21 protein-coding genes are annotated in these 24,237 nt (G+C 52.3%); 9 read left to right on the forward strand and 12 right to left on the reverse strand.

Annotated elements, in window-relative coordinates; all coding sequences use genetic code 11:
- The first annotated feature begins 317 nt into the window (after positions 1-317).
- Positions 318-1,112 (forward strand): TrmB family transcriptional regulator, encoded by a 795-nt coding sequence (locus tag MW898_RS06380; protein ID WP_248905556.1) that lies wholly within the window; start codon positions 318-320, stop codon positions 1,110-1,112.
- Positions 1,113-1,308: 196 nt separating this feature from the next.
- Here MW898_RS06380 and MW898_RS06385 read toward each other — a convergent pair whose 3' ends face one another.
- Positions 1,309-2,043 (reverse strand): hypothetical protein, encoded by a 735-nt coding sequence (locus tag MW898_RS06385; RefSeq protein ID WP_248905558.1) that lies wholly within the window; start codon positions 2,041-2,043, stop codon positions 1,309-1,311.
- Between the two features lie 427 nt (positions 2,044-2,470).
- Here MW898_RS06385 and MW898_RS06390 point away from each other — a divergent pair, with 427 nt between their 5' ends.
- The 4 genes from MW898_RS06390 to MW898_RS06405 all read left to right on the forward strand — a co-directional run bounded on the left by MW898_RS06390 (position 2,471) and on the right by MW898_RS06405 (position 9,347).
- Positions 2,471-6,841 carry a PAS domain S-box protein gene (locus tag MW898_RS06390; RefSeq protein ID WP_248905560.1) on the forward strand — a complete coding sequence of 1,457 codons (4,371 nt, stop codon included), beginning with the start codon at positions 2,471-2,473 and terminating at the stop codon, positions 6,839-6,841.
- Between the two features lie 440 nt (positions 6,842-7,281).
- Complete coding sequence (locus MW898_RS06395; RefSeq protein WP_248905563.1) at positions 7,282-7,653, forward strand: DUF7344 domain-containing protein; 372 nt, start codon at positions 7,282-7,284, stop codon at positions 7,651-7,653.
- 398 nt (positions 7,654-8,051) lie between these two features.
- On the forward strand, positions 8,052-8,612 hold the full coding sequence (locus tag MW898_RS06400; RefSeq protein WP_248905564.1) for a hypothetical protein: 561 nt from the start codon (positions 8,052-8,054) through the stop codon (positions 8,610-8,612).
- A 33-nt stretch (positions 8,613-8,645) separates the two neighbouring features.
- Entirely contained in the window at positions 8,646-9,347 is a 702-nt protein-coding gene (locus MW898_RS06405; RefSeq protein ID WP_248905565.1) for a class I SAM-dependent methyltransferase, read from the forward strand.
- An 851-nt stretch (positions 9,348-10,198) separates the two neighbouring features.
- On the opposite strand, the gene MW898_RS06410 is transcribed toward MW898_RS06405, so the two are convergent.
- On the reverse strand, positions 10,199-10,849 hold the full coding sequence (locus MW898_RS06410; RefSeq protein ID WP_248905566.1) for an ABC transporter ATP-binding protein: 651 nt from the start codon (positions 10,847-10,849) through the stop codon (positions 10,199-10,201).
- On the opposite strand from MW898_RS06410, the gene MW898_RS26175 reads away from it, so the two are divergent.
- The gene (locus tag MW898_RS26175) at positions 10,809-11,132 is read left to right on the forward strand and encodes an IclR family transcriptional regulator domain-containing protein (RefSeq protein WP_368409142.1); all 324 of its coding nucleotides are present in this window, start codon (positions 10,809-10,811) and stop codon (positions 11,130-11,132) included. The two genes, MW898_RS06410 and MW898_RS26175, sit on opposite strands and share 41 nt — an antisense overlap.
- Before the next feature lie 882 nt (positions 11,133-12,014).
- On the opposite strand, the gene MW898_RS06415 is transcribed toward MW898_RS26175, so the two are convergent.
- From MW898_RS06415 to MW898_RS06445, 8 genes are all read right to left on the reverse strand, one after another.
- Positions 12,015-12,521 (reverse strand): anthrone oxygenase family protein, encoded by a 507-nt coding sequence (locus tag MW898_RS06415; RefSeq protein ID WP_248905567.1) that lies wholly within the window; start codon positions 12,519-12,521, stop codon positions 12,015-12,017.
- A 273-nt stretch (positions 12,522-12,794) separates the two neighbouring features.
- Positions 12,795-12,902 (reverse strand): DUF8156 family protein, encoded by a 108-nt coding sequence (locus tag MW898_RS26560; protein ID WP_507237218.1) that lies wholly within the window; start codon positions 12,900-12,902, stop codon positions 12,795-12,797.
- Positions 12,889-13,554, reverse strand: coding sequence for a hypothetical protein (locus MW898_RS06420; RefSeq protein WP_248905568.1), 666 nt, complete (start codon positions 13,552-13,554; stop codon positions 12,889-12,891). The genes MW898_RS26560 and MW898_RS06420 overlap by 14 nt, the downstream gene beginning before the upstream one ends.
- A gap of 159 nt (positions 13,555-13,713) precedes the next feature.
- Positions 13,714-14,715: a Cdc6/Cdc18 family protein gene (locus tag MW898_RS06425; RefSeq protein ID WP_248905569.1), complete on the reverse strand. Its 1,002-nt coding sequence runs from the start codon at positions 14,713-14,715 to the stop codon at positions 13,714-13,716.
- A gap of 435 nt (positions 14,716-15,150) precedes the next feature.
- Positions 15,151-15,948, reverse strand: a complete 798-nt coding sequence (locus tag MW898_RS06430) for an ATP-binding cassette domain-containing protein (protein ID WP_248905570.1) — start codon at positions 15,946-15,948, stop codon at positions 15,151-15,153.
- A gap of 2 nt (positions 15,949-15,950) precedes the next feature.
- Positions 15,951-16,973 (reverse strand): ABC transporter permease, encoded by a 1,023-nt coding sequence (locus MW898_RS06435; protein ID WP_248905571.1) that lies wholly within the window; start codon positions 16,971-16,973, stop codon positions 15,951-15,953.
- Positions 16,974-17,007: 34 nt separating this feature from the next.
- Positions 17,008-18,153 (reverse strand): sugar ABC transporter substrate-binding protein, encoded by a 1,146-nt coding sequence (locus tag MW898_RS06440; protein ID WP_248905573.1) that lies wholly within the window; start codon positions 18,151-18,153, stop codon positions 17,008-17,010.
- A gap of 292 nt (positions 18,154-18,445) precedes the next feature.
- Positions 18,446-19,117: a nitroreductase family protein gene (locus tag MW898_RS06445; RefSeq protein WP_248905575.1), complete on the reverse strand. Its 672-nt coding sequence runs from the start codon at positions 19,115-19,117 to the stop codon at positions 18,446-18,448.
- 229 nt (positions 19,118-19,346) lie between these two features.
- On the opposite strand from MW898_RS06445, the gene MW898_RS06450 reads away from it, so the two are divergent.
- Positions 19,347-19,733: a DUF7475 family protein gene (locus tag MW898_RS06450; protein WP_248905577.1), complete on the forward strand. Its 387-nt coding sequence runs from the start codon at positions 19,347-19,349 to the stop codon at positions 19,731-19,733.
- Positions 19,734-19,946: 213 nt separating this feature from the next.
- On the opposite strand, the gene MW898_RS06455 is transcribed toward MW898_RS06450, so the two are convergent.
- On the reverse strand, positions 19,947-21,008 hold the full coding sequence (locus MW898_RS06455) for a saccharopine dehydrogenase family protein (protein ID WP_248905579.1): 1,062 nt from the start codon (positions 21,006-21,008) through the stop codon (positions 19,947-19,949).
- Positions 21,009-21,509: 501 nt separating this feature from the next.
- Here MW898_RS06455 and MW898_RS06460 point away from each other — a divergent pair.
- Positions 21,510-21,650, forward strand: a complete 141-nt coding sequence (locus MW898_RS06460; protein ID WP_248905581.1) for a hypothetical protein — start codon at positions 21,510-21,512, stop codon at positions 21,648-21,650.
- Between the two features lie 60 nt (positions 21,651-21,710).
- Positions 21,711-22,763 (forward strand): mannonate dehydratase, encoded by a 1,053-nt coding sequence (locus MW898_RS06465; protein ID WP_248905582.1) that lies wholly within the window; start codon positions 21,711-21,713, stop codon positions 22,761-22,763.
- A 49-nt stretch (positions 22,764-22,812) separates the two neighbouring features.
- Here MW898_RS06465 and uxaC read toward each other — a convergent pair whose 3' ends face one another.
- Positions 22,813-24,177, reverse strand: coding sequence for a glucuronate isomerase (gene uxaC, locus MW898_RS06470; RefSeq protein WP_248905583.1), 1,365 nt, complete (start codon positions 24,175-24,177; stop codon positions 22,813-22,815).
- Positions 24,178-24,237: the final 60 nt, after the last annotated feature.

The raw sequence follows: 24,237 nt of genomic DNA on the forward strand, positions 1-24,237 counted from the left end.
TACAACGGGGAAGGTATAGCCTTCTCGGTTGTAACCCCTCCCGTGACAACGATGTAACGGCGTGCCTGATAATAGATATTGGAGATGCTAATCATCAATAAACTACTATCGACACAGAAAATTACATCTCTTCAGGTCACGAACGAATATGATTCACTCGGATTACCACAAAGAAACCAAGTAGTCGGAGCGTCAACCCTCTCGCGTGCGACATCGATGTTATTCACTCACATAACCAGGGGTGCAGATCTAGAACCGTGCGGTTGGCATGAGGCTAAGAAAAAAGCAGCTGGAGATTCAGCATCAGGGACTTGAATATGACTGATCCACCAGTGGCACAATCCGCTGCTATTGAACTACTGCAGCAGCTTGGACTGAGTCAGTACGAAGCCGCCAGTTACGTTGCACTCTTGCGGCTTGGAGAGGGAACCGCCCGAGAGATGAGTGAGACAACGGACGTTCCCCGGACACGGATATACGATGCAGTCGAAGGCCTGCAAGAGCGTGGGTTGGTCGATATCAAGCACGCCTCGCCCAAGCTCTTCCGACCGGTCGCACGCGAGACCACACTGCGCCACTTCCATCACGAGTACGAGGATACCCTGACGAAGCTCGCCAATCGCCTCGCTGCTCTCGAACCCACTGATCATCAGCACGAACAGCGGGGTGTCTGGACAACCAGCGGACGCCCCGCAGTTGACGATCGGGTCGAAGAGTGCATTACGAGCGCCACTGACGAAGTCGTCTATCTGACTGTTGATAGTCTGCTGACCGACGATATCCTTGCACACTTACGCGCTGCCAGCGAACGTGGGGTCACGGTATTAGTTGCCAACAGTACAGCGGCGACTTACGAGCGAATGCAAGCCGCGGTGCCGGCCGCTGAACTGGTTGAAGCACCCTGGGAGTGGGACGAACCGATGACCGGACGGCTGCTCTTCGTAGATCGGGAGGCGGTGCTCATGAGTACGCTGCCGGCAGGCGATGGTCCAACGGAAACGGCAATCTGGGGAACTGGTGCAGAGAACAGTTTGGTGGTGGTTCTGGAAACGATCGTCGATTGGTGGCTCAGTTCGCCCGAGTCAGAATTGGAAACTGTTCTTGAGGAGTAATAGATAGCAACTGGCAGTTACGGTTTCTGGATGTTGAGTGAATACGGCGAGGAAATGCCATAATTATGATGCGAATTTATTAGTTATACGAAGATGGGTACTATCTATTGAGACGGCACTCTATAATACTCCCTCATTCACAACAGAAGTCCGCATCAGCGGAACGTATCCATGTACAGGGATAGGAAACTCCGTATCAGACCGGCGTTTGAACTCCGATCCCGTAATCGAGCGTCCAGTCAAGGCGTCGTTCTGCACTGTCCGCAAACGACACCTCACAGACACCGATCAGGGGAACATCGTTTGCGTGGAAGCCGTTCCAGTGCGAGTGATAGCGAGTCTCATCGATGAGACCCATCTCATAGGAACCATCTGGAACAATCACTGTCTCACCGGCAACGTTGACAGGACCACCATCCCCGGAGAGCGAGCGATCTGTCGAAAGCTGATTTTCGTAGTTCACCTCAAGTTCTTGTTCGAGTTGTGTGAACGCCATCTTCTTTTGATAGATTCCCCATGAGTCGTCTCCGTACTGTCTCCTGAGGAGGCGGCCCGCACTCCATAACCGCAGTCGGTAACGGGTGTCAACGAGGTGGTGAACCAACACAGCGGCATCTTGTACCGCGTACCGATTACTCGGGGTAATGGCCTTTTGACGTGTGTACATCCCAACTAAGTTGCCAGGGAGTGATCGCGGCTTCGTCCACGGAACAGCAACTTCTTCGTACTGCTCTCGCATCCGGTCTATATACGTAAGGACCTCAGACGGTGAGACGAACGTCTCACTGGTTGGCGATTTGAAGTCAATGGTACGGGTGGCTCCTCCACCAAATTTCGTACGGGTTGTTCCGAGACAACCAGCGCTACCAGTGAGGACACCAAGACTAGCAGTACCGCCGACTCGCATAAGGAATTTGCGCCGAGAGGGCATTGTCTGAATTAACTACGCACTTCCGTATATCTTTTCTGTGCTGACCATATCCCTGACCTTTTGTATATATTTATGCCAATTTATTATTGAAGATGACTACAGAGATTCTTGTGGATGGACGGTCGGTATATGACGATATGAGACGGATGGGCGAGGTAGACAGCAAAGATCGTGAAGCCATACACTGCAATCAGGTCAATAACAAGTAGATACATTCACTCGATCATAACTTAGCTGGCTACCCGTTCCTTCTACGTGGCAAGATTTTGTTCTAGCAACTAAACGAACATAATCTACTCAGATCAATAATCGAGAGCTTGTTTCACTCGATGTTCGTTCTTATACACTGAAAATATTACAATTATCTCCAGAAAAGATGGTCCAGTGTACGGAGCAGTAAATACGCTGCATCACATCTTATTCGAATATGACCTCGTCGGATCAACACATAACGCACGAGGATATACGTACTGTGTTCGATCGCTTTGACGATCCACAGACGCCGGTGACAGCAGCAGAGGTGGCATCCACTCTCGACTGTTCTCAGACGGTAGCTGTCGAAACACTTGCGACGCTTGTCGAGCACGGCACACTTCAAACGAAGCACGTCGGTGGGAATGAGCGTATTTGGTGGCATCCTCCCCACGACTCGTTAGAAATGCATCCGGAGACAGCTCAACTTACCGCACTTATGCAAGCGGTCACTGAGTACGCTATCTTCATCCTCGATCACGACGGACACGTGACAAGCTGGAATGAAGGTGCAGAGCGCATCAAAGGATACACAGACAGCGAAATTGTCGGTGAACACTTCTCAGTCTTCTATACCGAAGCTGACATTGACGCAGACGTTCCCGAAACCAACCTCGCCAAAGCAGCAGTCGACGGTGAATATACGGACGAAGGGTGGCGGGTATGCAGTGACGGCACCCGCTTTTGGGCTAACATCACGATCACAGCGCTCTACGACAACGATGGCTCAGTGTATGGGTATACCAAAGTAACGCGAGACAACTCAGAGCAACACGAGTACGAACAACAACTGCGACGCGAACGGGATCTCGTCGACCGTATCTTGGACACGATTCCTGTGGGTGTCTCCATCTTCAATCCGGACAAAACGCTGGCGCGGACGAATAGCCGGGCAGATCAAACGGTGGGACATCAAGATGAGAATGTTCACGAGGACGAGATTGACACTCTCGATGCGTCTGATACAGACGACACAATCGTTCCCGTCGACAGTCGTCTCTACGATCGTGTCTTTGAGACGAAAGAGCCCGTATCAGACGAGGTTATTCGGTACGAACTCCCGACCGGAAAGCACCGATGGATTTCGGTCAACGCAGCACCACTGCTAACGCAGGACGGTGAACTCGAACGGGTTATCGTTACCGAAAAAGACATCACCCAACTCAAAAACCAGACGCACCAACTCGAACGACAGCGCGACGAACTCGTACGCGAACTACAAGACATGTTCGCCCGCATTGACGATGCATTCTTCGCGCTCGACCGAGAGTGGCGGTTCACCTACGTCAACGAACGGGCCGAAGAGATCATCGAGAAGAGTGAAGCAGAATTGCTCGGCAACGTCGTCTGGGACGAGTATCTCAAAGGCGCTGAAACAACATTCCAGAAGGAATTTGAGCGGGCGATGACCACCCAGCAGGCAGTCACCTTTGAGGAGCACTATCCCCCACTCGATCACTGGTTTTCGATCCGTGCGTATCCGTCTGAAACTGGCCTCTCTGTCTATTTCCAAGATATCTCAGAGAAGAAAGCGCGCGAACGCACTCTCGAACAGTCGAAGACAACGATGGAGACGGTCTGGGATGGTATTATAACGCTTGATGCTGACGACCGATTCGCAGTGGTCAACGATGCATTCTGTACAATGGTCGGATACGACCGCGAGAAGCTCATCGGTGAGCACGTGACTCTCATCCACAACTCACACATTAACGAAGAGGCCACATTACTGAACAAATCCGTGCTCGCTGGAGAGTCGCCCTTTGTGACTTCGGAGTTCGATATGGTGACTGCCGATGGAGGGACAATTCCAGTCGAGGGTCGATTTGGTCCGTACAAGTATGGGGATGGCACGGACGGACGCACTGGCGTTGTCCGTGATATCACCGACCGTAATCGTCGCAAAGAGGAGCTCGAAACACAAATCACGCAACAGACAGCCACCGCAAGACTCGGTAAACGCGCCCTCGAGGAACCGGATCTCGATCGTCTGATGGACGAGGCTGTTGCACTTGTCGCCGAAACTCTCGACACAGACTACTGCAAAGTGTTGGAATTGCTCCCAGACGGAAATGAACTACTTCTCCGGGCAGGAATAGGGTGGAATGAAGGTATCGTCGGCACGGCAACCGTCGAGACAGACCGACATTCACAAGCAGGCTATACGTTACTCTCCACCGAACCTGTCGTGGTGGAGGATCTAACAGCAGAATCACGATTCAGTGGACCTGATCTCTTGATTGAACACGGTGTTGAAAGTGGCCTCAGCGTCATTATCGGATCGCCAACCAATCCGTGGGGTGTCCTTGGCACACACGATCGGAGCCACCGTGAGTTCAGCGTCCACGACATCAACTTCGTTCGGAGCGTCGCTAACATCCTCGCAACAGCCATCGAACGTGCTAATCAAGAGCTACTGCTTTCGACTACTCGATCTATCGCCGAGGCAGAAACGTTTGAGGATGGTCTCCAGGCGGCACTGCACGAAGTCTGTACCGCCACGCAGTGGGAGTACGGTGAGGTATGGACCGAGTCGAACGATGGACTTGAGTTCTTAGGAGCAGAAACTGGTGTCGATCACACCTTTGCTCCGTTTTCTGCTGCCGCGAGGGATCGTCGTTTCAAGCGCGGAGAGGGACTCGTTGGCCGCGTCTGGAATACGAAATCACCAGAATGGATGGAAAACATTTCAAAGGTGTCTGATAGCGAATTTTTACGACGGAATGAAGCTCGTGCGGTTGGGCTGAAAGCCACGCTCAGCATCCCCATCACGGCTCAGAACGAAGTTATCGCGGTGTTTGTATTCTCAATGACCGAATCGTGCGAGAAAAACGAGTGGATGGTCGAGTCACTCTCTTCGATTGCCAAAGAGATTGGGGGGGTAGTGTCTCAGCGGCGGATTGAGAGAGCACTCGAACGCGAGAAAGAACTCGTCGAACAGATTCTGGAAACGAATCCACTCGGAATCACAGTCCTGACCGCAGATGGTACGTTTGCCCGGCTCAATACACGCGCCGAACAGCTGTTCGGACGATCTCGTAGAGAGTTACTCGGGCGGCAACTCACTCAGTCAGAGTGGCGTCTCTTCGATGAGAATAATCAGCTGATCCCCGTCAAGGATCGACCAACGACACAAGTACTAGAGACCGGCAAGAGCATACGGGATTGGGAGGCCAAAATCGAACGACTCGACGGGCAGTACAAGTGGGTTTCTGTAAATGCTGCACCAATAACGAATCCCGATGGAACGATTACACATTTCGTATTTACGACAGAGGACATTACCGAGCGGAAACATCGGGAACGAGAGCTAAAGCACCAAATAGAGGCACTACAGCCACTGAATCGATACAATACGATTGTTCGAGCAGTCACTGAAGCAACAGTCGAAGAATCGACAGTAGCGGGGATTGAACAAGTTGTGTGCGAAACATTCGCTTCCTTCGATTTATATTCATTTGCAGTGATTGGTGAGTTCACACCTGACGAGGAATTTGTTCCGCGATCGTGGGGGGGAATCAACGAAGCGGAATTACAGACAATCCTCACGACGGATCCAGGCAGGAATCTTCAGATGGGACTGGGATCCGTAGCGGCGCAGACGAATACAGTGCAAGTGACCCAGACGGTCAGCGGTACCGACGCTGAATCACAGCGTTCCGTTGCCGATCGAGAGTATCAGGCAGTCGCGTTTGTTCCGTTGAGCAACAACGGTGTCGTGCATGGTGTCCTCAGCGTCTATGCGACGTCGTCGTTCGCATTCTCTGAGGACGACATGAGACTCCTCGAAGAGCTCGGTCGAACGATTGGGCTATCAATTGCAACGATGAGAAACCGACAGTTGTTGTACTCTGAGACAATTACCGAACTCAACGTCGAGATTGCTGGTTCACAGGATCCTCTCTTGACTACCTCAGAGCAAGCATCCTGCTCTCTCACGCTTGACACAGTCGTCCCGATAACCAGAGAGTCTTATCTCGCCTACGTAACCGTCGACAGCGCCATCCCTGAGGAGATCGCAACAGCGATCACTGGCAAGCCATCGGTCCTCGATGCACGGGTTATTGATTCAGACACCGATCACGAACGTGGGAAATTGGAGATTCACCTCTCCAATACTGCTTCACTCGCACAGATTATCGAGTACGGTGCGCATATCACGAAGTTTATCGCCAACAGTGGAACGGGGCGGCTCGTCGTGGCCAGTCCATCGCGGGACGATACGCAGAGTATGCTGCGCTGGCTGTACCAGATGTTCGATGACGTACAGTTCGAGTCATTGCGCGAGATACCGTGGACGCCACAAGAAACGACTACATCATTAGATGCGCTTGATGTCGGATTAACAGAGAGACAAGATGAAGTCATCGAAACAGCCCACTATGCAGGCTATTTCGCGTGGCCCCGCGAGAGCACAGCGGAGGAGGTGGCTGCCGCAATGGAGATCACTCCACCGACGTTACATCACCATCTCCGCAAGGGAGTGCAGAAAATCGTTGCAGCCTTCGTGGACCCATCAGGAGAACAGTCGGTTTCCCAACTCTAATCGGTTTGAGTGTGCTGGACTCTCATTGTCGTCGATCTACTCTCTACAGCGTTGAGAATCGACAGACTCCCCGAGTTTACTGTCACCAGAGACTGTACCATCATCCCTCAATCGCCATCGAACCAATACCAGCCCATCGGTTCTATTTCGGAGCCGTCTGTGATCGTCGATCACATAACAAATAGCACTGATTACGGTGAATGTGAGTGCTACCAATCACGGCTGTTTGATCTGACTCAATCAGTGATGCAGGCGAGTCTCTGAGGGTGCTGATTGGTAGACAGCAGCGTTCTGGAAACGTTGAAGAGACGATTTACGTCTCACACCAGAACCTGAAGAGACTCCGGAGACGTCCATCACTTTCCCATCGTACGATGCTGCCACAGGTGGCGCCAGTGCTTTTCTTTCTCTGAGACTCTAATCACTTAGACAGTGACTCTATGCCAAAGCCATCCAAAGAACGATCAGGCATGGAAGCCAATGAGACTGAGGTACAATCGGGATTCCCATTCACGATGTTCAGTGTCTTAGCAGACCCAGATCGCGTGGAGATACTCTCTTATCTGCTCGACCAGCCAACCCCAGTGACGATCGGAGAACTCGTGGATACGCTCGCAGAAGCTAACAGCAACGGAGAGAACACAGATACGGAACGTGAAAAGATCAACATCGCGCTTCATCACAATCACCTCCCGAAGCTGAGTGAATCTGGAGTAATCGGAATCTCCTCGGATGAGGAGTACGTCACACTCCTCCAGCCGGCACCACAGCTGAAACCCTACCTCGAACTCGCAGTGAATCCTCCGACATAAGAGAGCGCCAGCCCGCACTCTCTGCGGTGGATCACTGCGCAACGTGTGAAATTGTAACGTAGTGTTGTGAGACGTCTCACCGATATCTGAGTGCTCACAGCGTCCAGCAGCAGTTGAGCACCACTGTTCCTGTGTCCTGTCTTGGAGAGACAAACTTGATTCAAATGGAGCCACCTTCGCTATCGAATAACGCCCGACTCCTGACGAGAATTGATGTCGAGATTCTGAGGGAAAGATATAAAAATGTAGCGTGCGAACTAGTAAGTAAGAAGTAAAGTAAATTATATCGATAATTTTTTCTGGTAGCAGTAGCTACGTCAGAACACACGTAGGACAACGGCTACCGCACTGTTGCGGCACGAATGAACTGTCTAATGATTAGCTACTGCCATACACACATGTCTGATACGACACAAGCGGACACGACCGACGCTCATACGACGTACGAATCTGTTACCGACCCAGAGGCGATTGCCAACAGTGAAGGGATCGAGATTCGCCAGCGGACATACACCCACGAGGACCGAGACCACTATCAAAATCACTGCGAGGCCAACGCTATCGGACGAGCCATCGTTGGAGTGAGGAATACGGCGGATCGGCTCCTACTACTGGTAACCCCCGAGGCCGATTACGCTATTCTCCCAAACGAAACGGTCGCACCCGACGAGGACTGGGTGACTGTTGGCAAGCACCGTGTCGAGGAACAAGCGGGAATGGACGTTACGCTCGACAGCATAGCACGAGTTCGACGGATCGACCACGTGATTGACGGCGAGTCGACACCGCGATCGACGGTCCAACACGTCGTCTTCGGTGCGTCAGTCAGCTCGTCAGACGCGACACTCGATACGTTGTGTGATGAGGATTGGGAGATCGGATGGTACGACGAACTCCCTGTTGAGACTGACAATCTTGGGTCATATACACGCAACGATATCCAGCTGTTCCTCGAATGAGTCACTGAACATGAACAGAAATCATGGTTCGAGATGACGGACACGACTGCCGATGAGCCGATCGACTGGAATCGGTTCTGGAGCGAGGCCGACTGCGCTGACCGTGCCAGCGCGACACCGAGTACCCATCACGTTCGCGGGCTACTCGCCGACTTCTTCACAGCGAAGGGTGTCCCAGATTCGTTCGCGGATGTTGGCTGCGGTCCCGGGGTCGTTACCTTTCATGTCGCTGAGTGCTATCCCGAGGTGACCGCCATCGGATACGATGCAGCGGCGTCGGTTCTCGTCGAGAATCGCCAACAAGCTAGCGAGAGAGAGGTCGAGAACGTTTGCTTCGAGTCAGCCGTCCTCCCGAACTTCGAACCCGATCGGCAGTTCGATCTCGTCCTCTGTTTCGGCACGCTCGCCTACGTCGCAGCATCCAAGTGCGCTCTCCGGCATCTCTATGATGCAGTCGCACCCGACGGTCAGCTCGTCGTGGGCTATCTCAATCAGCGCTGGCAGACACATCACCAGCGTTTGGTTGATTCCCCCGAGCGGCATCCGAATCCGGAGTTCGAACCTGAGAGGTTCGAAGAGCGGTTCCAGCTTGTGCTGGCTGGAGAGAGTACGCTGTCCTACCGACAGATCCACGATGCACTCGGTACGTGGCCTCGAAGCTTCTGGGAGTTCACCGACAAACCAGCGGAACGCTGGGCGTGGCACCATGCTCCTCTCGTGTGGATACCGAAATAACCGCACGCGTCGCTAACCGGAGGTTCACTTCCAAAGCATCCCACGATATTTGACTGCGAAACTGATGTGATGGGGTGAATCCATGATAATGTCGAAGAGTGAATGGGTTTTGGCAGAGAAATTCTCTGTCTAGCGCTCGGGGGTCATCTACTCACGACTACACAATTAACGATCTATCGGCGGATCACCACGCTGTCGAAGTCTCCACAATGGATGGTAACTCACTTTGCAGAATACTGAAATCACGTGCACGTCGTTCGGTGCAACAGTTCCTATAATGACTCGGAAGATCCAATACACCAACTGTGGTTGGAAATACGCTCTGATTTCTGCGTGTACTACAAAGAGTACAATTAATTATGTAATCGAACAAATCAGATAATAATTATGTATATGTGAACAAGAGCGCATCAACGACCGAAATATATCGATCAAAGTGTTCCTCTCGGCCTCGCATAGATACAAGACGATATTGCTCTGACAGAAGTTCAGTTTATTTGATTAACACAATTGCTTTGTACGGGTTTCAATCATATTTATGAAATTATGGCGTTAATTGATCTACTGTCGTTCGTAACTATCATCTGCTACAGTTGTTAATCGACTGTATTGATATTACAGACTCCTTCTAACACCTATTCAAAATACTATGTGTCACATATATGAGCAAAAATAATTGGATTGCTGTTGCTGTGGACGTCGACGTCAGAGATAGGTCCGGTTGAGATTTATCCACAACTTCAATCCGTTTGTTGGTTTACAGCGACCGAGAAACAGAACTCGATAAATTACCAGATATTTAATATTTGTATCTGTGGTCTGGTTCGAAATGGATACCGTGGGCACATTGTTCAGGCACTAATTCCCCAGGTATCGTCGGAAGACGAAACCACTCGATTCGTGATGGATTCTCCGGTATGTCTATCGAAGAGGTGAATCCGGTCTTGCGGAAACACCACAGATAATTGGTCTCCTTCACTAACCGTAAGATCCCCTGGAATGCTCGCAGTGCAGACGGTATCACCGACATCGAAGTACACGTAGGTAGCATCTCCAAGTGGTTCAGCGACGGTTACCGTAACGGTGATCGCGTTGGAATCGTCGTCATCGGGACGGATATCTTCGGGACGAATACCGAGTGTGAGCGCTTCGCTGTCAGCTTGCTCAACCGTTCGAGCGAGCCGGTCAGAAAGACGGTATTTGAACGCCTTGTGGTTCAGTGTCTGGCCCGACCGTCGCGTCGTCAGGAAATTCATCGAGGGACTTCCAATAAACCCGGCGACAAAATGGTTAGTAGGTTGGTGGTAACACTCTAACGGGGTGCCAATCTGCTGCAGTTCACCGCCATTCAAGACAGCGATGCGATCGCCCATGGTCATCGCCTCGGTCTGATCGTGGGTGACGTAAATCGTGGTAACGTCGAGACGCTGCTGGAGCTCTTGGAGTTCGGTCCGCATCTGGGTGCGGAGTTTGGCGTCGAGATTCGACAGCGGCTCGTCCATCAAGAACACTTCTGGTTCACAACAGATTCGAGAGCACGGATTTGCGTTTGATGATAGAGAACAATTTGACGAGATTCGTTGTGTTGCCACCACGATTACTGCCGATTCCGGTGACCTACTCGGAGCTATCAGCATCGCTGCACCGATCGATCGAATGAACGATCACCGGTTTCGTTACGAACTACCGAGACTACTTCAGAACGTTGTCGAAATGATTGAACGAGTCGACGAATACCGATTCCGTCACGAGCTGCCGTGCATTTCGCGGACCCTACCAAAGTAATCTCTTGCGTGCGGTCTCTCCAAGACCGATACGCTGCTGTACTGTTTGTTCATAGCAAATCCAATCGTCGGTGTCTGTTGCAGGATCTGTGACACTGTAGATGCATTCTCTTGACGGTGTTGCTCTTGTGTAATGTGCGTTGTTTCATAGAGCACTCACTCTACTGTGATTCGTCTTATCTTGTTGTTTGAACCGTACGTGTAGTGTTGGGATCAGCGTGAATTCAGGAGTCACTCACAGATCGTTGGTGTCACAGCTGCCCTTAGGCAGAAAGCGTGTGCTGACGCTTTTCCGGTCCATCGACCTGCTGTCCGTTCATGATTGGGAACCGTGCAGGACCGCATAGTCCGTTACAAGAGTGCTGATGTAACGATAATATTTATAGTATTTTCTTCGAGGAACCAAAATGTGGATTGACAGGGAATCGAACGGCGATCAACAACAGCGACAGTCAGTCCGACTCGGAACGATTGACGCGAACGAAAGCCATCGACCGTATCGCGATAAAAATAATTAGAAGTAATCACTCACACAGTGATTAGTTGTATGGCTCAGCCGTTTCTCTATCATTCGGTGTTGTATTCACGCCCATCTGGCAAAATCACTCCACACCTGCCCACAGCGACAGAATTTCGAAGTCATCGATGAATGCGACCAGCCCCTGTCAAATATTGGTCCGAAGACGTTTAGAAGGTCTTGAGCTTCATGCATTTTGCTGTCTTTCAAACTATAACTGTTGACTTTGACGGCTGAATACACCAACAAACACACGAATAGCAGTGTTCGTTATATTTGACTATGGCAGCTCAAATAAATCTTCAGAAAAATACCCGTACTTACGAATTGAGTAGAAACTATTTATTGATATTCGAAAATAATACGCTATGAGAGAGTAGAGACAATCGCTGAGAGGTATATCACAAACGAGATAACAGCAGCGATCGCACGGACGTGGTTCCACCGTGCCCAGCGTGTCCGAACTGTTGTCCAATCGTCTGGTGGCGATGCTGGCGACCACGTTGCGATAGACTCGTTCATCGGTAGGTGGATATTCATCGTTACAGCGATTGTGCCGGTCAAGTAGATCGCTGTTCCAAGGAGAACTAACGGACCGTATTGGCTCGTCCAGTCACCCTGAAGGAGGACAACCGAAGCACTCACTGTCGGAACGGCGATCGAGCCGATGAACACGACGCCGAACGCGACGTTGAGAATAGCGTTGTTTATTGATTGCATCACGATCGTGTATGCTGACGCCGAGAATGTCTTGAGTGCCAGTACTACACTCACCGAGTAGGCAAAGAAGAGTCCGGCCAAGATCCCAACAAAGAACGCTGATGCTGCAAGTAGGAGAGGGACGAAGCCCTCCGAAAGGATGTTCAGTGTCACGAGAATCACGCTCCCTGCTCTTGAAGCGTCGTCATTCTACGGGGCTTCGAGTCGGTTCGACCTCCGTATTGAGCGACCGTTGACATAATCTCAGTCACAGTCGACACCATCGAGTAACTACTCCGGAAGATCTGATAAAGATGTATTCTGGATCAGAATCACATTTGGTGTTACAGTTGCACGGTGCGTCGGGGTTGTGAGTACGTGTTCGCTTGGTTCTGCCGCCGAAGAGGCGCTACTACCACGGTATTGTGACGCAACGTTACAATCCGATCAATTGAGTATTCCTTGGTCGGCGCGGCGGAGCGTCCGTTGATAGTCCAACCGCCGCTGTTCTGTCGTTCGTACTAACTCGCGATGCGTTCGGTTAGTCCGCCCCACGCGTGGCCACCTCCGGTTGCGTTGCCGTGAGTGCTGACTGCCGGGCAGTGAGTATGCGTTGCCAGTACGCTAGAGTCGTTTGAATAGTGCCGCCCTCGAGCGGGTACACCAGCGTCTCGAAATCGTCTCCTGTGAACCGTGGACCGAATGAGGTGAATTCACAGTGAATGACGTCGTTTACATGGTCATCAAGCACGGCCGTGAACGCATCGGCGGCCGTCCGCGTCAACACGATTGGTATCTCGGCAGTTGCAGCGAGATCGGCGATGAGCGTACACACTGCTGTGAACATGCGCTTTCCTTCACGGTTCGAACAGTCCTCCGAACGATAGAAGTAATCGATCGCCGGTAGGACGACGAGTGTTGTTCTGCCATCGAGTGGCAGATCACGCAGGAGGCTGTAGTGTTGCCACGGCGTGAAGCCTCGTGCGACGGCGATCCGTTCGAGGAGTCTCATACTCGGCGCGATCTGAGCGAGCGGCTGGGTGGTCCCGTGGTCGTGAGCGTCGACCCAGACAACACTTCCGTCCTCAAGAAGGAGGTGGTCAAGGACGAGCGAGTGAAGCGCGCCCGTCGCACGATCGTCGACCTCCAAGAGAGTGAGTCCTGAATCGAGCGTCGGAAGTTCTGGCCGGCGTGTCTGCCCCATCATTACATGATGGCTATTCGTGATCTGCTATCATAGTCACGAGTGAGTCGTTTCCAGAAGTTCCGAAAATTGCGGATGGTCTTTCCGTCGTCTGTTATTCTGGGAGGGGCGCTCGCCGATCATCGCATCCAGATTATTCGTACTCCAAAGATGCTCGGTGGGTTATCGCGGTCGATAGGTCCGGGCGCGATTTTGCCCGTCAGCGTGAATGAGCCGATAGTGTTCCATCTTCGAGAGATAGTTTCGGACTGTTCGGCGCGTTTTCGGGGCATCGACCGCATCGAGATAGGCATCATAGAGCGGACCCATCTCCAATTCTCCCTCATCGTTGAGAATGTCGTATAGTGTGCGCTGGTGTGGAGTGAGTTGGTCGATGGTTTTCTGACGGACCTCATCGCGTCCCTCCGGGACCGCGTCGTGAACGAGGTCGGTCGAAATGCGATCGGAGCCACACTGGTCGGCCAACCGCGCGGCATTTCGGAGAATACTGATTGCGATCCGAGCATCGCCTGCCGCTGCATCGGCAATCAGTTCGAGTTCATTTGTCCCAATAGCGTCTTCAGAGAGTCCCCAGTGGGCTCGCGCTTTGAGGATAGCCACGAGTTCATCGAGCGGGTACTTCTCGAAGGAGATACGAACGCACGTCTGTAAGCGACTCGTGAGGCGGTCATCGAGGAGCGAGAACAGGTCACGTTCGCGGTTGGCAATGAGAATCATCGAAATTCGGGGAAGTTGATAGAGATCGTAGAGCACGCGGTTTTCCTGCAGTTGATCAACCTCGTCGAGAATAACCACACACTGCGGACCATCGTACGCCCGGACCCGATCCAACAGTTCGTCTTTTGGCGTCGATCGTCGGTGGATATCGACCGTCCGATCGATCGCTTCGAGGATGCGATAGAGGACTTTGAAACGTGTATAGTCCTGCCAGCAGTTCACATACTGTGTTTTGATGTCCAGCACATTCTCGCGCAACCGCTCGACAGTAAACCGTGCAATACAGGTTTTTCCGGCACCGGTTGGACCAAGTAAGAGCGACGGTTCACCGGAGTGACCGTCCATGATCGGTTTGAGAGTGTTCGAGAGTGCGTTGACCTCAGCGTTTCGATGCTCGACATCGTCCGGGACGAACTGGGATTGGAGCACCCGAGCATCGCGTATCATAGTATAATTCGACCGTTCGACACCCGATGGCTTAAACGGATGTGCGTCGGTTCCGATTCTTCCGATACTTCTAGTTGCTTCACCAGATTCCTGTGAGCAACTGCAACACGAGCGACGCCTACCGAGACCGTTGCCCAATAGCTATAACCGTTAGTGTAGGCTGATGTGTATATTTGGCCATTAATGAGTATAAATCGACGCTTTTTTGACCTCTCCTTCGTTAGAATTAACGGGCGACATCGTTACCAGATGTTTACCCAGCGCTATCTGTCATTCCCCACCGGTTCAACCCCATTCAACATACGCTAATGGTCTGTTCTCAGACAATGATTGGAGTGGACCTCCACTGCGGTACGGTTTTCACTGTTCTCGATAGACCCACTTGAATGACATTGACATAAACAATTTGAAAATAACGAGTAACGGTGAGCGATGTTATCGCACGCGTTTTCCGGAAACAATGAGGTTTGTGAGCGTCTCGATATCGACCTCTGAAGGGTCTGTCACATCCACGAGCTGTCCTTTGAAGAGGATACCAATACGATCTGCGAGGTCGAGCACATCCTCAATGCTGTGACTAACAATAAGAATCGTATGGCCCTCGTTCTTGAGCCGACGTATTGTCTGATGGACGAGGTTCGTTGCGTCGATCGACAGGGCACTCGTCGGTTCATCGAGGATAATCACATCCGGGTCGAACGCCAGCGAGCGTCCGATAGCCACCAGCTGGCGCTCACCGCCTGAGAGGAACTCTACCTCCGTGTTGAGTGCGATGTCACGGTCTAGTTGGTCGTGAATGATCGCTTCGGTGCGTTCGCGTGTTTCGTCCCAGTCGATGATCCTGAGCGCACCAATCCCTTTTGTCGGGAACTGACCCATGAACACGTTCGATGGGATATCCAAGTCGTTCATCAGTGCGAGATCCTGATACACCGTTTCGATGCCTGCTCTTCGGGCGTCACTCGGACTGTCGAAGTTCACTTTCTCGCTATCGAGAGAGATCGATCCGTCGGTTGGCTCGTAGACTCCACTCAGGATGTTCATCAATGTCGATTTTCCCGCGCCGTTGTCGCCAATGAGCGCGAAAATTTCGTTCTCCTGAATATCCAACGTGACGCCGTCAAGTGCGACGATCCGTCCGAAGCGCTTGCGGACGTTCTCGACGCTGATTTTAGTCAATCCAGACGCGTCGGAACTCCGATCGATAGTTTCCGTGGCTTCATTAGTATCCATGGTTACTCACCCCTCCCAGTTCTTGCGAGGACTCGCTCTCGAATACGTTCTTGTGTGGCATACAACAGAATGGCGATCAATAGCACGAACCCGTTGATCATCTGGATTTGGGTCGCCTCAATGGCCGGGCTATTATCCAGTGCTGTTTGGATGATCTCGATGAGGATAACGCCGCCAAGCGCACCCGTGACCTTTCCCCGTCCACCGAAGAGGCTAACGCCACCGATAACAGCCCCAGCAAATGCCTGAAAGAGTAGATTCTCGCCGATAAGCGGCGGTACGATGCCGATGAACCCCGTGATCAACAGCCCTGCGAGTGCCGAGAGCAGACCGCTGATCGTGTACACCGCGATGATGATCCGGTCGGTGTTGATTCCGACCTCGCGTGCGGCATTAGCGTCACTACCGACGGCGTACACCGCCTGACCGAACCGAGTGTACTTCATCACGACACCGAAGGCGATGAATGCTCCGAGCACGAGTCCAATGGCAATAAGAGCGGTACTTCCTGGCAGAATGTACCCCACCGGAAGCTCCGTAACAGGCTGGGTCTGCATGGCGGTCTTTGCGCCCTCTAAGATGATGAGAAACGCCAGTGTCTGCAAGAAGGGGTTCAGCCCAACCTTGGCGATCATCACGCCGTTCACGACACCAATAACGAGACCGATAACGAGGATGAGAACAAAGCCCAGCAGTGCGCTGTCAGAGTAGTTCCAGCAGCTCGGGCAGTTGCCGAGAACCATTCCGGTGAACATCGCAGAGAATCCCGCGATGGCACCGATCGAAAGGTCAAAATGTCCAGAGAGGAGCGTAACGCTCTCGGCAAGCACGAGAAGACCGAGCGGTGCCCCCGCCCAGAAGATGAGTTGGATACTCGAAGCGCTGGCCAGGGTCTGCGGAACGAATGCGAGGACGCCAAGAATCACGATCGCGAGAATTGGCCAGATCATGTTGTCCAGCAGTGACAACAGCAAGCTGTCCGTGTCCTCGAAAAATCGACCGATGACGATATTTTCTCCGTTCATGATTGACTGAATCGAAATACGTCCATTTCCATTTTTATGCCTCTCCCCAGACATTACCCCAAAGGAACGGTTTGTCGGCGTTCTCTTGGGTTATGACGATGCTGTTCGTTTTGAACCACGGATGTCCGTTTTGTTCTTTCATTTCGGCCGGTGCCCAGATCGATTCCGACCAAAGATCAACGCCCTTGTGTTGACCCGATTTGACAGTGAAATCATCCGCCGTGACTGTCGAGTCCACGTCGGGAATCGCATCCATCGAGTGTCCGTTCTCGATGTACTGTTTCATCATCGCGATTGCGATAGGGTTGTAGAAGTAGTTTGGTTGATCGATGGCAGCGTCGATCATTCCCTGCTTAACCAGTGGATTTACCTCCGGACTGCCGTCCATCTGTGTCAGCACAATATGCTTGCTGTCACCCTTTTTGAAGAGCAGATTGAGGTTTCGAAGTGCTTGGACTACACCAAGACCCATCGATAAATTTCCGGAGTAGATTCCGTGAGGTTTTTTGTTCGCGTTGATCCATTCTTGGGTCTTCTCGAGAGCCGTATCGCGTGCATAATCAGCGTTGATTGTTTTCACGACTGTCACGTCGTTGTTCGACTTCATCACATCAAGGAAGCCCTGGCTGCGTTGGTTCGCCGACTGGTTGCCCTGACTGCCACGAATGTTCAGCACCTTCCACGGTTTTTTATTGGGCTTTTGTGCTTTCAGTGCCTTGAGCATCTGCTTTGCGCATTTCTCACCCCCTTCGTAGTTACTGAATCCCGTATACATCGGAACGTTCGTACTCGCTGTGTCGGCGTTAGTAGCGAACACTGGGACATTTTTCTTCATCGCATAATCGATGGCAGTTTTTGCGGCACCAGTCTGCCAGACACCCACGAGGATTCCGTCGAAGTCCTTGTTAGCGAAATCTCGGATGTCTTTGACCTGTTTCTGTGCGCTCTGCTGGTTTGGTCTAACTTCAATCTGGATGTTCTGATCCTTCGCGTAGAGCTTCGCTGCCTCGTTGTACGCGGTGATCCAGGCTCCACCACGAACGTACGAGGTCATTCCGAGTTTCTTGAGCTTGTCACTACCGCCTCCACTTCCAGCAATATCCCCCAGACAACCTGCGATCCCTGCGACACCGACCGTTCCCGCTGCCCTGAGAAAACCTCTCCTGCCAATATTATACATGGCTATGACAGGTATGATGATAGGTAGTATTAATCCTGGGGTCGTTAGTTCCTGTAGTCGAGCGATACCAGCAGTGAAATTCGATGAAATGAGATGTACAGGACAGCAGAGATATTGTTATAGGTGCGTTGTATACAGAATCACCTCTCAACAGAGATCGACAGCAGCGATGTCTCTGCACGTTGTGGTTGACTCGAGTGTTGTGAGTCGTCCCCAGCTACGCCTGTCGTACGCTCACGTGCACTACGAGCAGGTCGCTGAGATACGAGACGCGATGAATGAACGAGCGAGGTTAGTACTCTTCTCGGTGAAGTACTTCGTCGACAGCACGACGAGGGAGACGTTCGGGTTCCTCGCCACCGCTCGGACCAACAGCGATTAGCATAACCGGGATTTTGTCGTCAGGAACTCCAAGATACTCAGCGATACCCTCAGCGTCGAAACCAATCATAGGTGTCGCGGAAAGTCCGCGAGCATGTGCCGAATGAAGGAGGTTTGCTGCGGCGAGACTAGCATTCCGGATGCCGTAGTCGCGTCCCATACGATCGTCGGCGTACAGACCAACAGTCTGCTCTTTGGTCTGCTCTGCCGTTTCCTCGTCCATCCGTCCGGCTTCGGCCCACTCTTCGAACACGCGGTCGGCCGTTTCGGGAGTGGTGTGCCCAACGACGAGGATAGCCGTGCCAGCATCCCGAATGTGCTCTTGGCCGAAGGCGAGTTCGACGACGTCATCGAGCCGGTCATCGTCTTGGACAGCGACAAACTCCCACGGCTGAAGATTGTACGAAGACGGTGCGAGTGTCGTATCTTCTATGAGCGCTTTAAGCGTCTCGTCATCGAGATCCGTATCGGGGTCGAAATTGTGACCCGACCGGCGCGTTCGCAGGGCTTCAACTGCCTTCGGAAACGTTTCGTCGTGAGCGACGTCGACACTACGGATGTCTGTATTTGGCGTGGAACGCATCCTAATCACTCCTTGTACATCGGGTAATAAATCCGTTCGCTAACATCTTTGTCAGGTAGTAACAGAACTGTAACCGGTGTTCATCGTTTTAAACAGGTCAGTGAATGTATGGATATCGCGACAGTTTGGTGATAAATGTGTTTTCTCATACAAACTACGTCATCGAAAAATGGTGAAAGTATTTAGAATAGACATAATTTTTTTGAGTCACTCCTCCATTGCTCTCCGTATGTCCGATCAATCGACCGTCGTAGACAACTCGCACTCACTGATGAATGTTCCATCGAATCCTATCGCATACATTGCCATTCTTACAGCACTCATTTCTGCGGCCATCCATTTGTTTCTCGCACCGAAAGTGATCGGGTTCGATCAGACAACGGGGCTGTTGTTCGTTCTTAATGGCCTCGGGTTTATTGGCGGCATTCTTGTCTTCCTGACCAGATACTGGCGGCGTGAATTCTATCTTGTGGCCGTTGGATACGCGCTTGCAACCATCGTCGCCTTCTTTGCGATGGGTGGTCCCACCAACATGCTCTCCATTAGTTCGAAAATAGCCGAAGCTGTGCTCGCACTCGCTGCCACGTACCTCTATCTCTCCACCAACACCGCATGAAACGTTGGTCTATCCTTCGATTCGATACAAGGACGGGGCCGCCGACGTTGATACCGTTGGTGAGTTCGCTTATTCGCAAGTGGACGCCGAACACAACGCTGGTTGCGAGATGAGTGTGTCCTCACGAATCCAGTGGGGCAGATCGTCTGGTTCGCCACCGGTGAAAACGAAGAACGATTCGAATCTTCCGGCGAGGGATCTGGAGAATACCCTTCAGGTGATCTCTCCGACCTCTAGCGTGACACCGTCGAACTCGGTGATGAAGTCGGCACCGAACGCAGAGGACGGTGTTTGAAAGCCTGATTCGACCTCATCTGAGAGAACCCGCCGAGCCGATTCGACAGCTGTAGCCGCTGTCACATCGTAGATACCGGGAGTAGTGAGGCGCGCAGTTGCGCGGTCGCCAGCACCGTTTGTGACTTCACCAAAGAGACGTGTCGTGCTCTGTATGCGTTCGTCCTGTGTCGGCCCCGAAACGAGGCAATCGGTGGCGTAAAGCAGCAGCTGCTGGATGGGTCCGAACGTGAGTATCGGAGTGACGGCCGTTCCGTAGCGCATCGACCGCACGGCCGCTTGCGGGACTGTTGCGTACGTCTCAATGGTTCCAATACCAGTCGAGTAGTATGCAGTCGATAGCGCGCCCCACGGGACCATTACCCCTGTCTGTTCCCCGGAGCCAAAGTCGAATTCACGGGATTGCCAAGCGGGAGAGACGCTCTGAATTTCGCCGTCCTCACGCATAGCACTCGGTCGATTGACACTCTCGATGATGGACTTGACAGTCCCCGGTGAGAAGTTTTCGAGTCCATCCAGCGCGAGAGTGAGATGCTCTGTCTCCGGGAGTTTGGCGTTGAGTATCGCGGCGAGACAGTCCGTTGGAACCACATCGAAGCCGACGCCTGGAAGCAGCGTCACGTCGGCGGTTTCGGCCTCACGATCACGTTCCGCGATTGATTCGAGCACCTCGACACGTCCGGCGATATCGAGGTAATTGGTGCCTGTCTCGAGACAGGCATCGATGAGTGGCTCTGCTGTCCCTGAAAACGGGCCTGCACAGTTCAGCACAGCATCGACATCTGCAATGGATGATTCGATGATGTCTGGATGAGTGAGGCTGAACGCCTGATGATCAAGTTCGAATTCCGTTGCTTGCTCTTCGAGCGGTTCGGCGCGTCGGCCCGCCACAATCGGCGTGGCTCCGTCGTCGACGGCTCTCCGAGTGATGAGATCACCGGTGTAGCCGTACGACCCGTAGATGAGCAAGGTTCCGTCCATAGTGGTAGTTGTCTTTCCAGTACGTTAATTGTGATCATGGTTCATTCTCCTCAGAGATACGGTTGACTACGGTCTGCAACCATACGGAGAAAGATGAATCCTACCCTCGGAATTGAACATATATTATCGTATTTTTCTCTGTAACGACAGTGATTCGATCATCATCCTTCGATCTACAATAGCGTGAATAATCAGTCATATTTGCTGCAGTATCGACAATAGGATACTTTCATCCAGTTTCTCAGGAATGGATCTAATATCGCCGTGGAAAACACAGAGCAGATGATAGATACGATCGAACATCTCGTTCATCTATAGGTGAGTGAATACATTATTGAATTGTTATATTCAATTATTACTGTTTGTATAGTTTCTGATTGGAGAGCAAGTACGGAGGACGAGAGGGGTCTCGTCTTCGATCATCTAATTACAACCCGTTTCGCTGTACTGGATCAGTTGCTGGAGCAGCACGATAACCACGTCTGTGTTGGTTGATAAGCGATGGATGTCCGTGGCAACCGCATCGGGATCGGGCAGCTCTCCGAGAGCGAAAAACTAGAGGCCGACACCGTCGACAGGAACGCCACGGTCAAGGAGTCGTTTCATACGATCGGAGAGCGCGTCAGCGAAACACACCGGTAGTGTGAACGGACGCGTCGAGAGACACATCAGTTAAGATGTCTGCGATACGAACACGAACTGATGTCCGCCAACGACCGAGGAGATGTACCTGTGGAGCAACCGGACGGGCTTCCGATGCGGGTGGGACTGGGACAGTTCATGGAACCAACTGCAGAGCGTCTGCGGTTCATCAAGCAACTCGGGGCCAATGATATCGTTCTGAACATGTACAAATACGACGATCCTGACTACGAACATATGCCCGACAACGATCGAATGCCACTGTCGGGTGATGGGGAGTGGTCGGCCGAGAATCTGTTCGCGCTACGTAAGCGCGTCGAAGATGCTGGGATTCGACTGTACGCCATCGAGAACGTTCCGGTCTCGTTCTACGAGGATATGATGCTCGGTGGAACAAAGCGCGACGAGCAACTGAAAAAGCTCAAGACAACAGTACGGAACATGGGTGAGGCTGGAATTCCTCTCTTTGGCTATCATTGGGCACCAGCGGGCGTGTGGCGAACCAGCACCGAGACAGTCCGCGGGGGCGCTACCGTCTCAGCGTTCGACGGTCGAGAGACGGACACGAGCTATACCCACGGACGTGAATACACGGAAGCTGAGCTGTGGGAGAACTATGAACACTTCTTGCGTGAACTGCTCCCTGTCGCCGAGGAGGCAGGTGTCAAGCTGTGTCTGCATCCCAGTGACCCACCAATGAAGACTCTCGGTGGGATTCCACAGCTAGCGCGAAGCTTCGAGAATTTTAAGCGGGCGATGGAACTCGTTCCGAGCGAGAATCACGGACTGGAGTTCTGTCTCGGTTGTTGGTCGGAGATGGACGAAAACGTGGCAGAAGTAATCAGGTATTTCGGCGAACGGGATAAACTGTTCTATGTTCACTTTCGTGATGTGGAGGGAACGATCCCCGTGTTCAAGGAAACGTTCATCGACGAAGGGAACTACGACGAGTACGCGGTTCTAAAACTGCTGGACGAGGTGGGGTTTTCGGGTGTGATGATCCCGGATCATACGCCGCATTTGGAGGGCGACAGTGATTGGGAACACCGTGGGCGCGCGTACACTGCCGGCTATCTGAGAGGAATGCTCACAGCACTCCGTTCAGAGCAGTGATGCTGGACGCATTCAGCAGTAACAGTGGTTCGAATCGACTCGGTTTAGATCAAAAGCCAAAGAGCTTCTTGGGACGATCATAGGCAATGTGCTCGACCAGATCGTGTGCAACTTCGATCGGTATCCGGCCACGTTCGACGTGATTCCCGACGACGTTTGCAAGCGACCGTCGGAACATCTCGAAGCGCGATCCGTACGAGAGAAGCTTTCGAGAGTCGCTGACCATTCCTGCGTGATTTGCGAGGAGATCGACCGACCCCATGTAATCGAGCTGGTGTTCCATCCCGAAGGAGCTATCATTAAACCACCACGCGGCCCCAACACTCACATTCGGAAAGGCCCGTGAGATGGTCGTAATCGTCGGATACTGCGTCGGATCGACGCAGTAGAGGACAATCTCACATTCCTCGTCGAATACATTCATGAAGTGGCGGATGTTTTCTGCGATCTCGATGCGTTGCGTCGAGACAGTGCCCCCGGAGGCCGAACCAATCCTCTCGTAGAGTTTGGTCCGGTAGTCTCGAAGCGGTCCGATGTGTAACTGGGTGACCCACCCATTCTCGACGTTTAATTCGCCGATGTATTCGAGCATAAATGCCTTGAAGTCGCCGATTTCACGCTCACTCAGCGAGCGTCCCTCGCGCTCTTTCCGATAGATCGTTCGTGCCCGCGTCTTACTCACTGGACGGGAGACGGGTTCGTGGATCCCCAAATCGCTCGCTCGACAGCCATGTTCCTGGAAGAAGTCGTGAGTCGTCGCTAACGCGTCGAGAAAGCCGTCGAAGTCGTCTGTTGCAGTTCCGGTCGAGTCAGCCAATTCGTCAACAAAATCATTCCACGGTGGCGTTTCAATATTCACAGCACGATCCGCGCGCCACGTCGGTCGGATGTCCACACCAGACACCTCGTCGACGGCTCGCTCGTGATATTCGAGTTTTGAGGTCGGATCGTCGGTGCTACAGATCACCTCTACATCCATCTCCCGAAGAAGTTCCTGCGGTTGCATATCGATACGTTGGAGCTGTCTCTTCGTCTCCTGCCAGATTTCGTCTGCTGTCTCTGCTGAGATTGGCGTCTCGATTCCGAACCGTCGCTTCAGATCGAGGTGAATCCACTCGTAGGTCGGATTCCCCGCAAACTCGGGAAAAACCGTCGCTAGCGCGTTCCACTTCTCGCGGTTCGGCGCGTCACCGGTGATCAACTCCTCATCGACACCGCGCTTTCGCATCGCCGCCCAGACGTAGTGATCGGTCGCTGCTTCAACCTCCCAAACGTCGTTCCAACCGTCATTTTCGACGATCTCGACGACATCCGCATGACTGTGAGGGTCGAGAATCGGTGATTCAGCAATCACATCGTACAGCTCGCAGGCAGTGTCCGTCTCAAGCAAGTACGCTTCACCGAGGAAATTCATGGTAATCGAGATCGTGGTGGCCAGAATATAAATCTAGAGATCGCACACAACGATGAAGGA

It is taken from the genome of Halocatena marina, assembly GCF_023276375.1.
GTDB classification, from domain to species: Archaea; Halobacteriota; Halobacteria; order Halobacteriales; family Haloarculaceae; genus Halocatena; species Halocatena marina.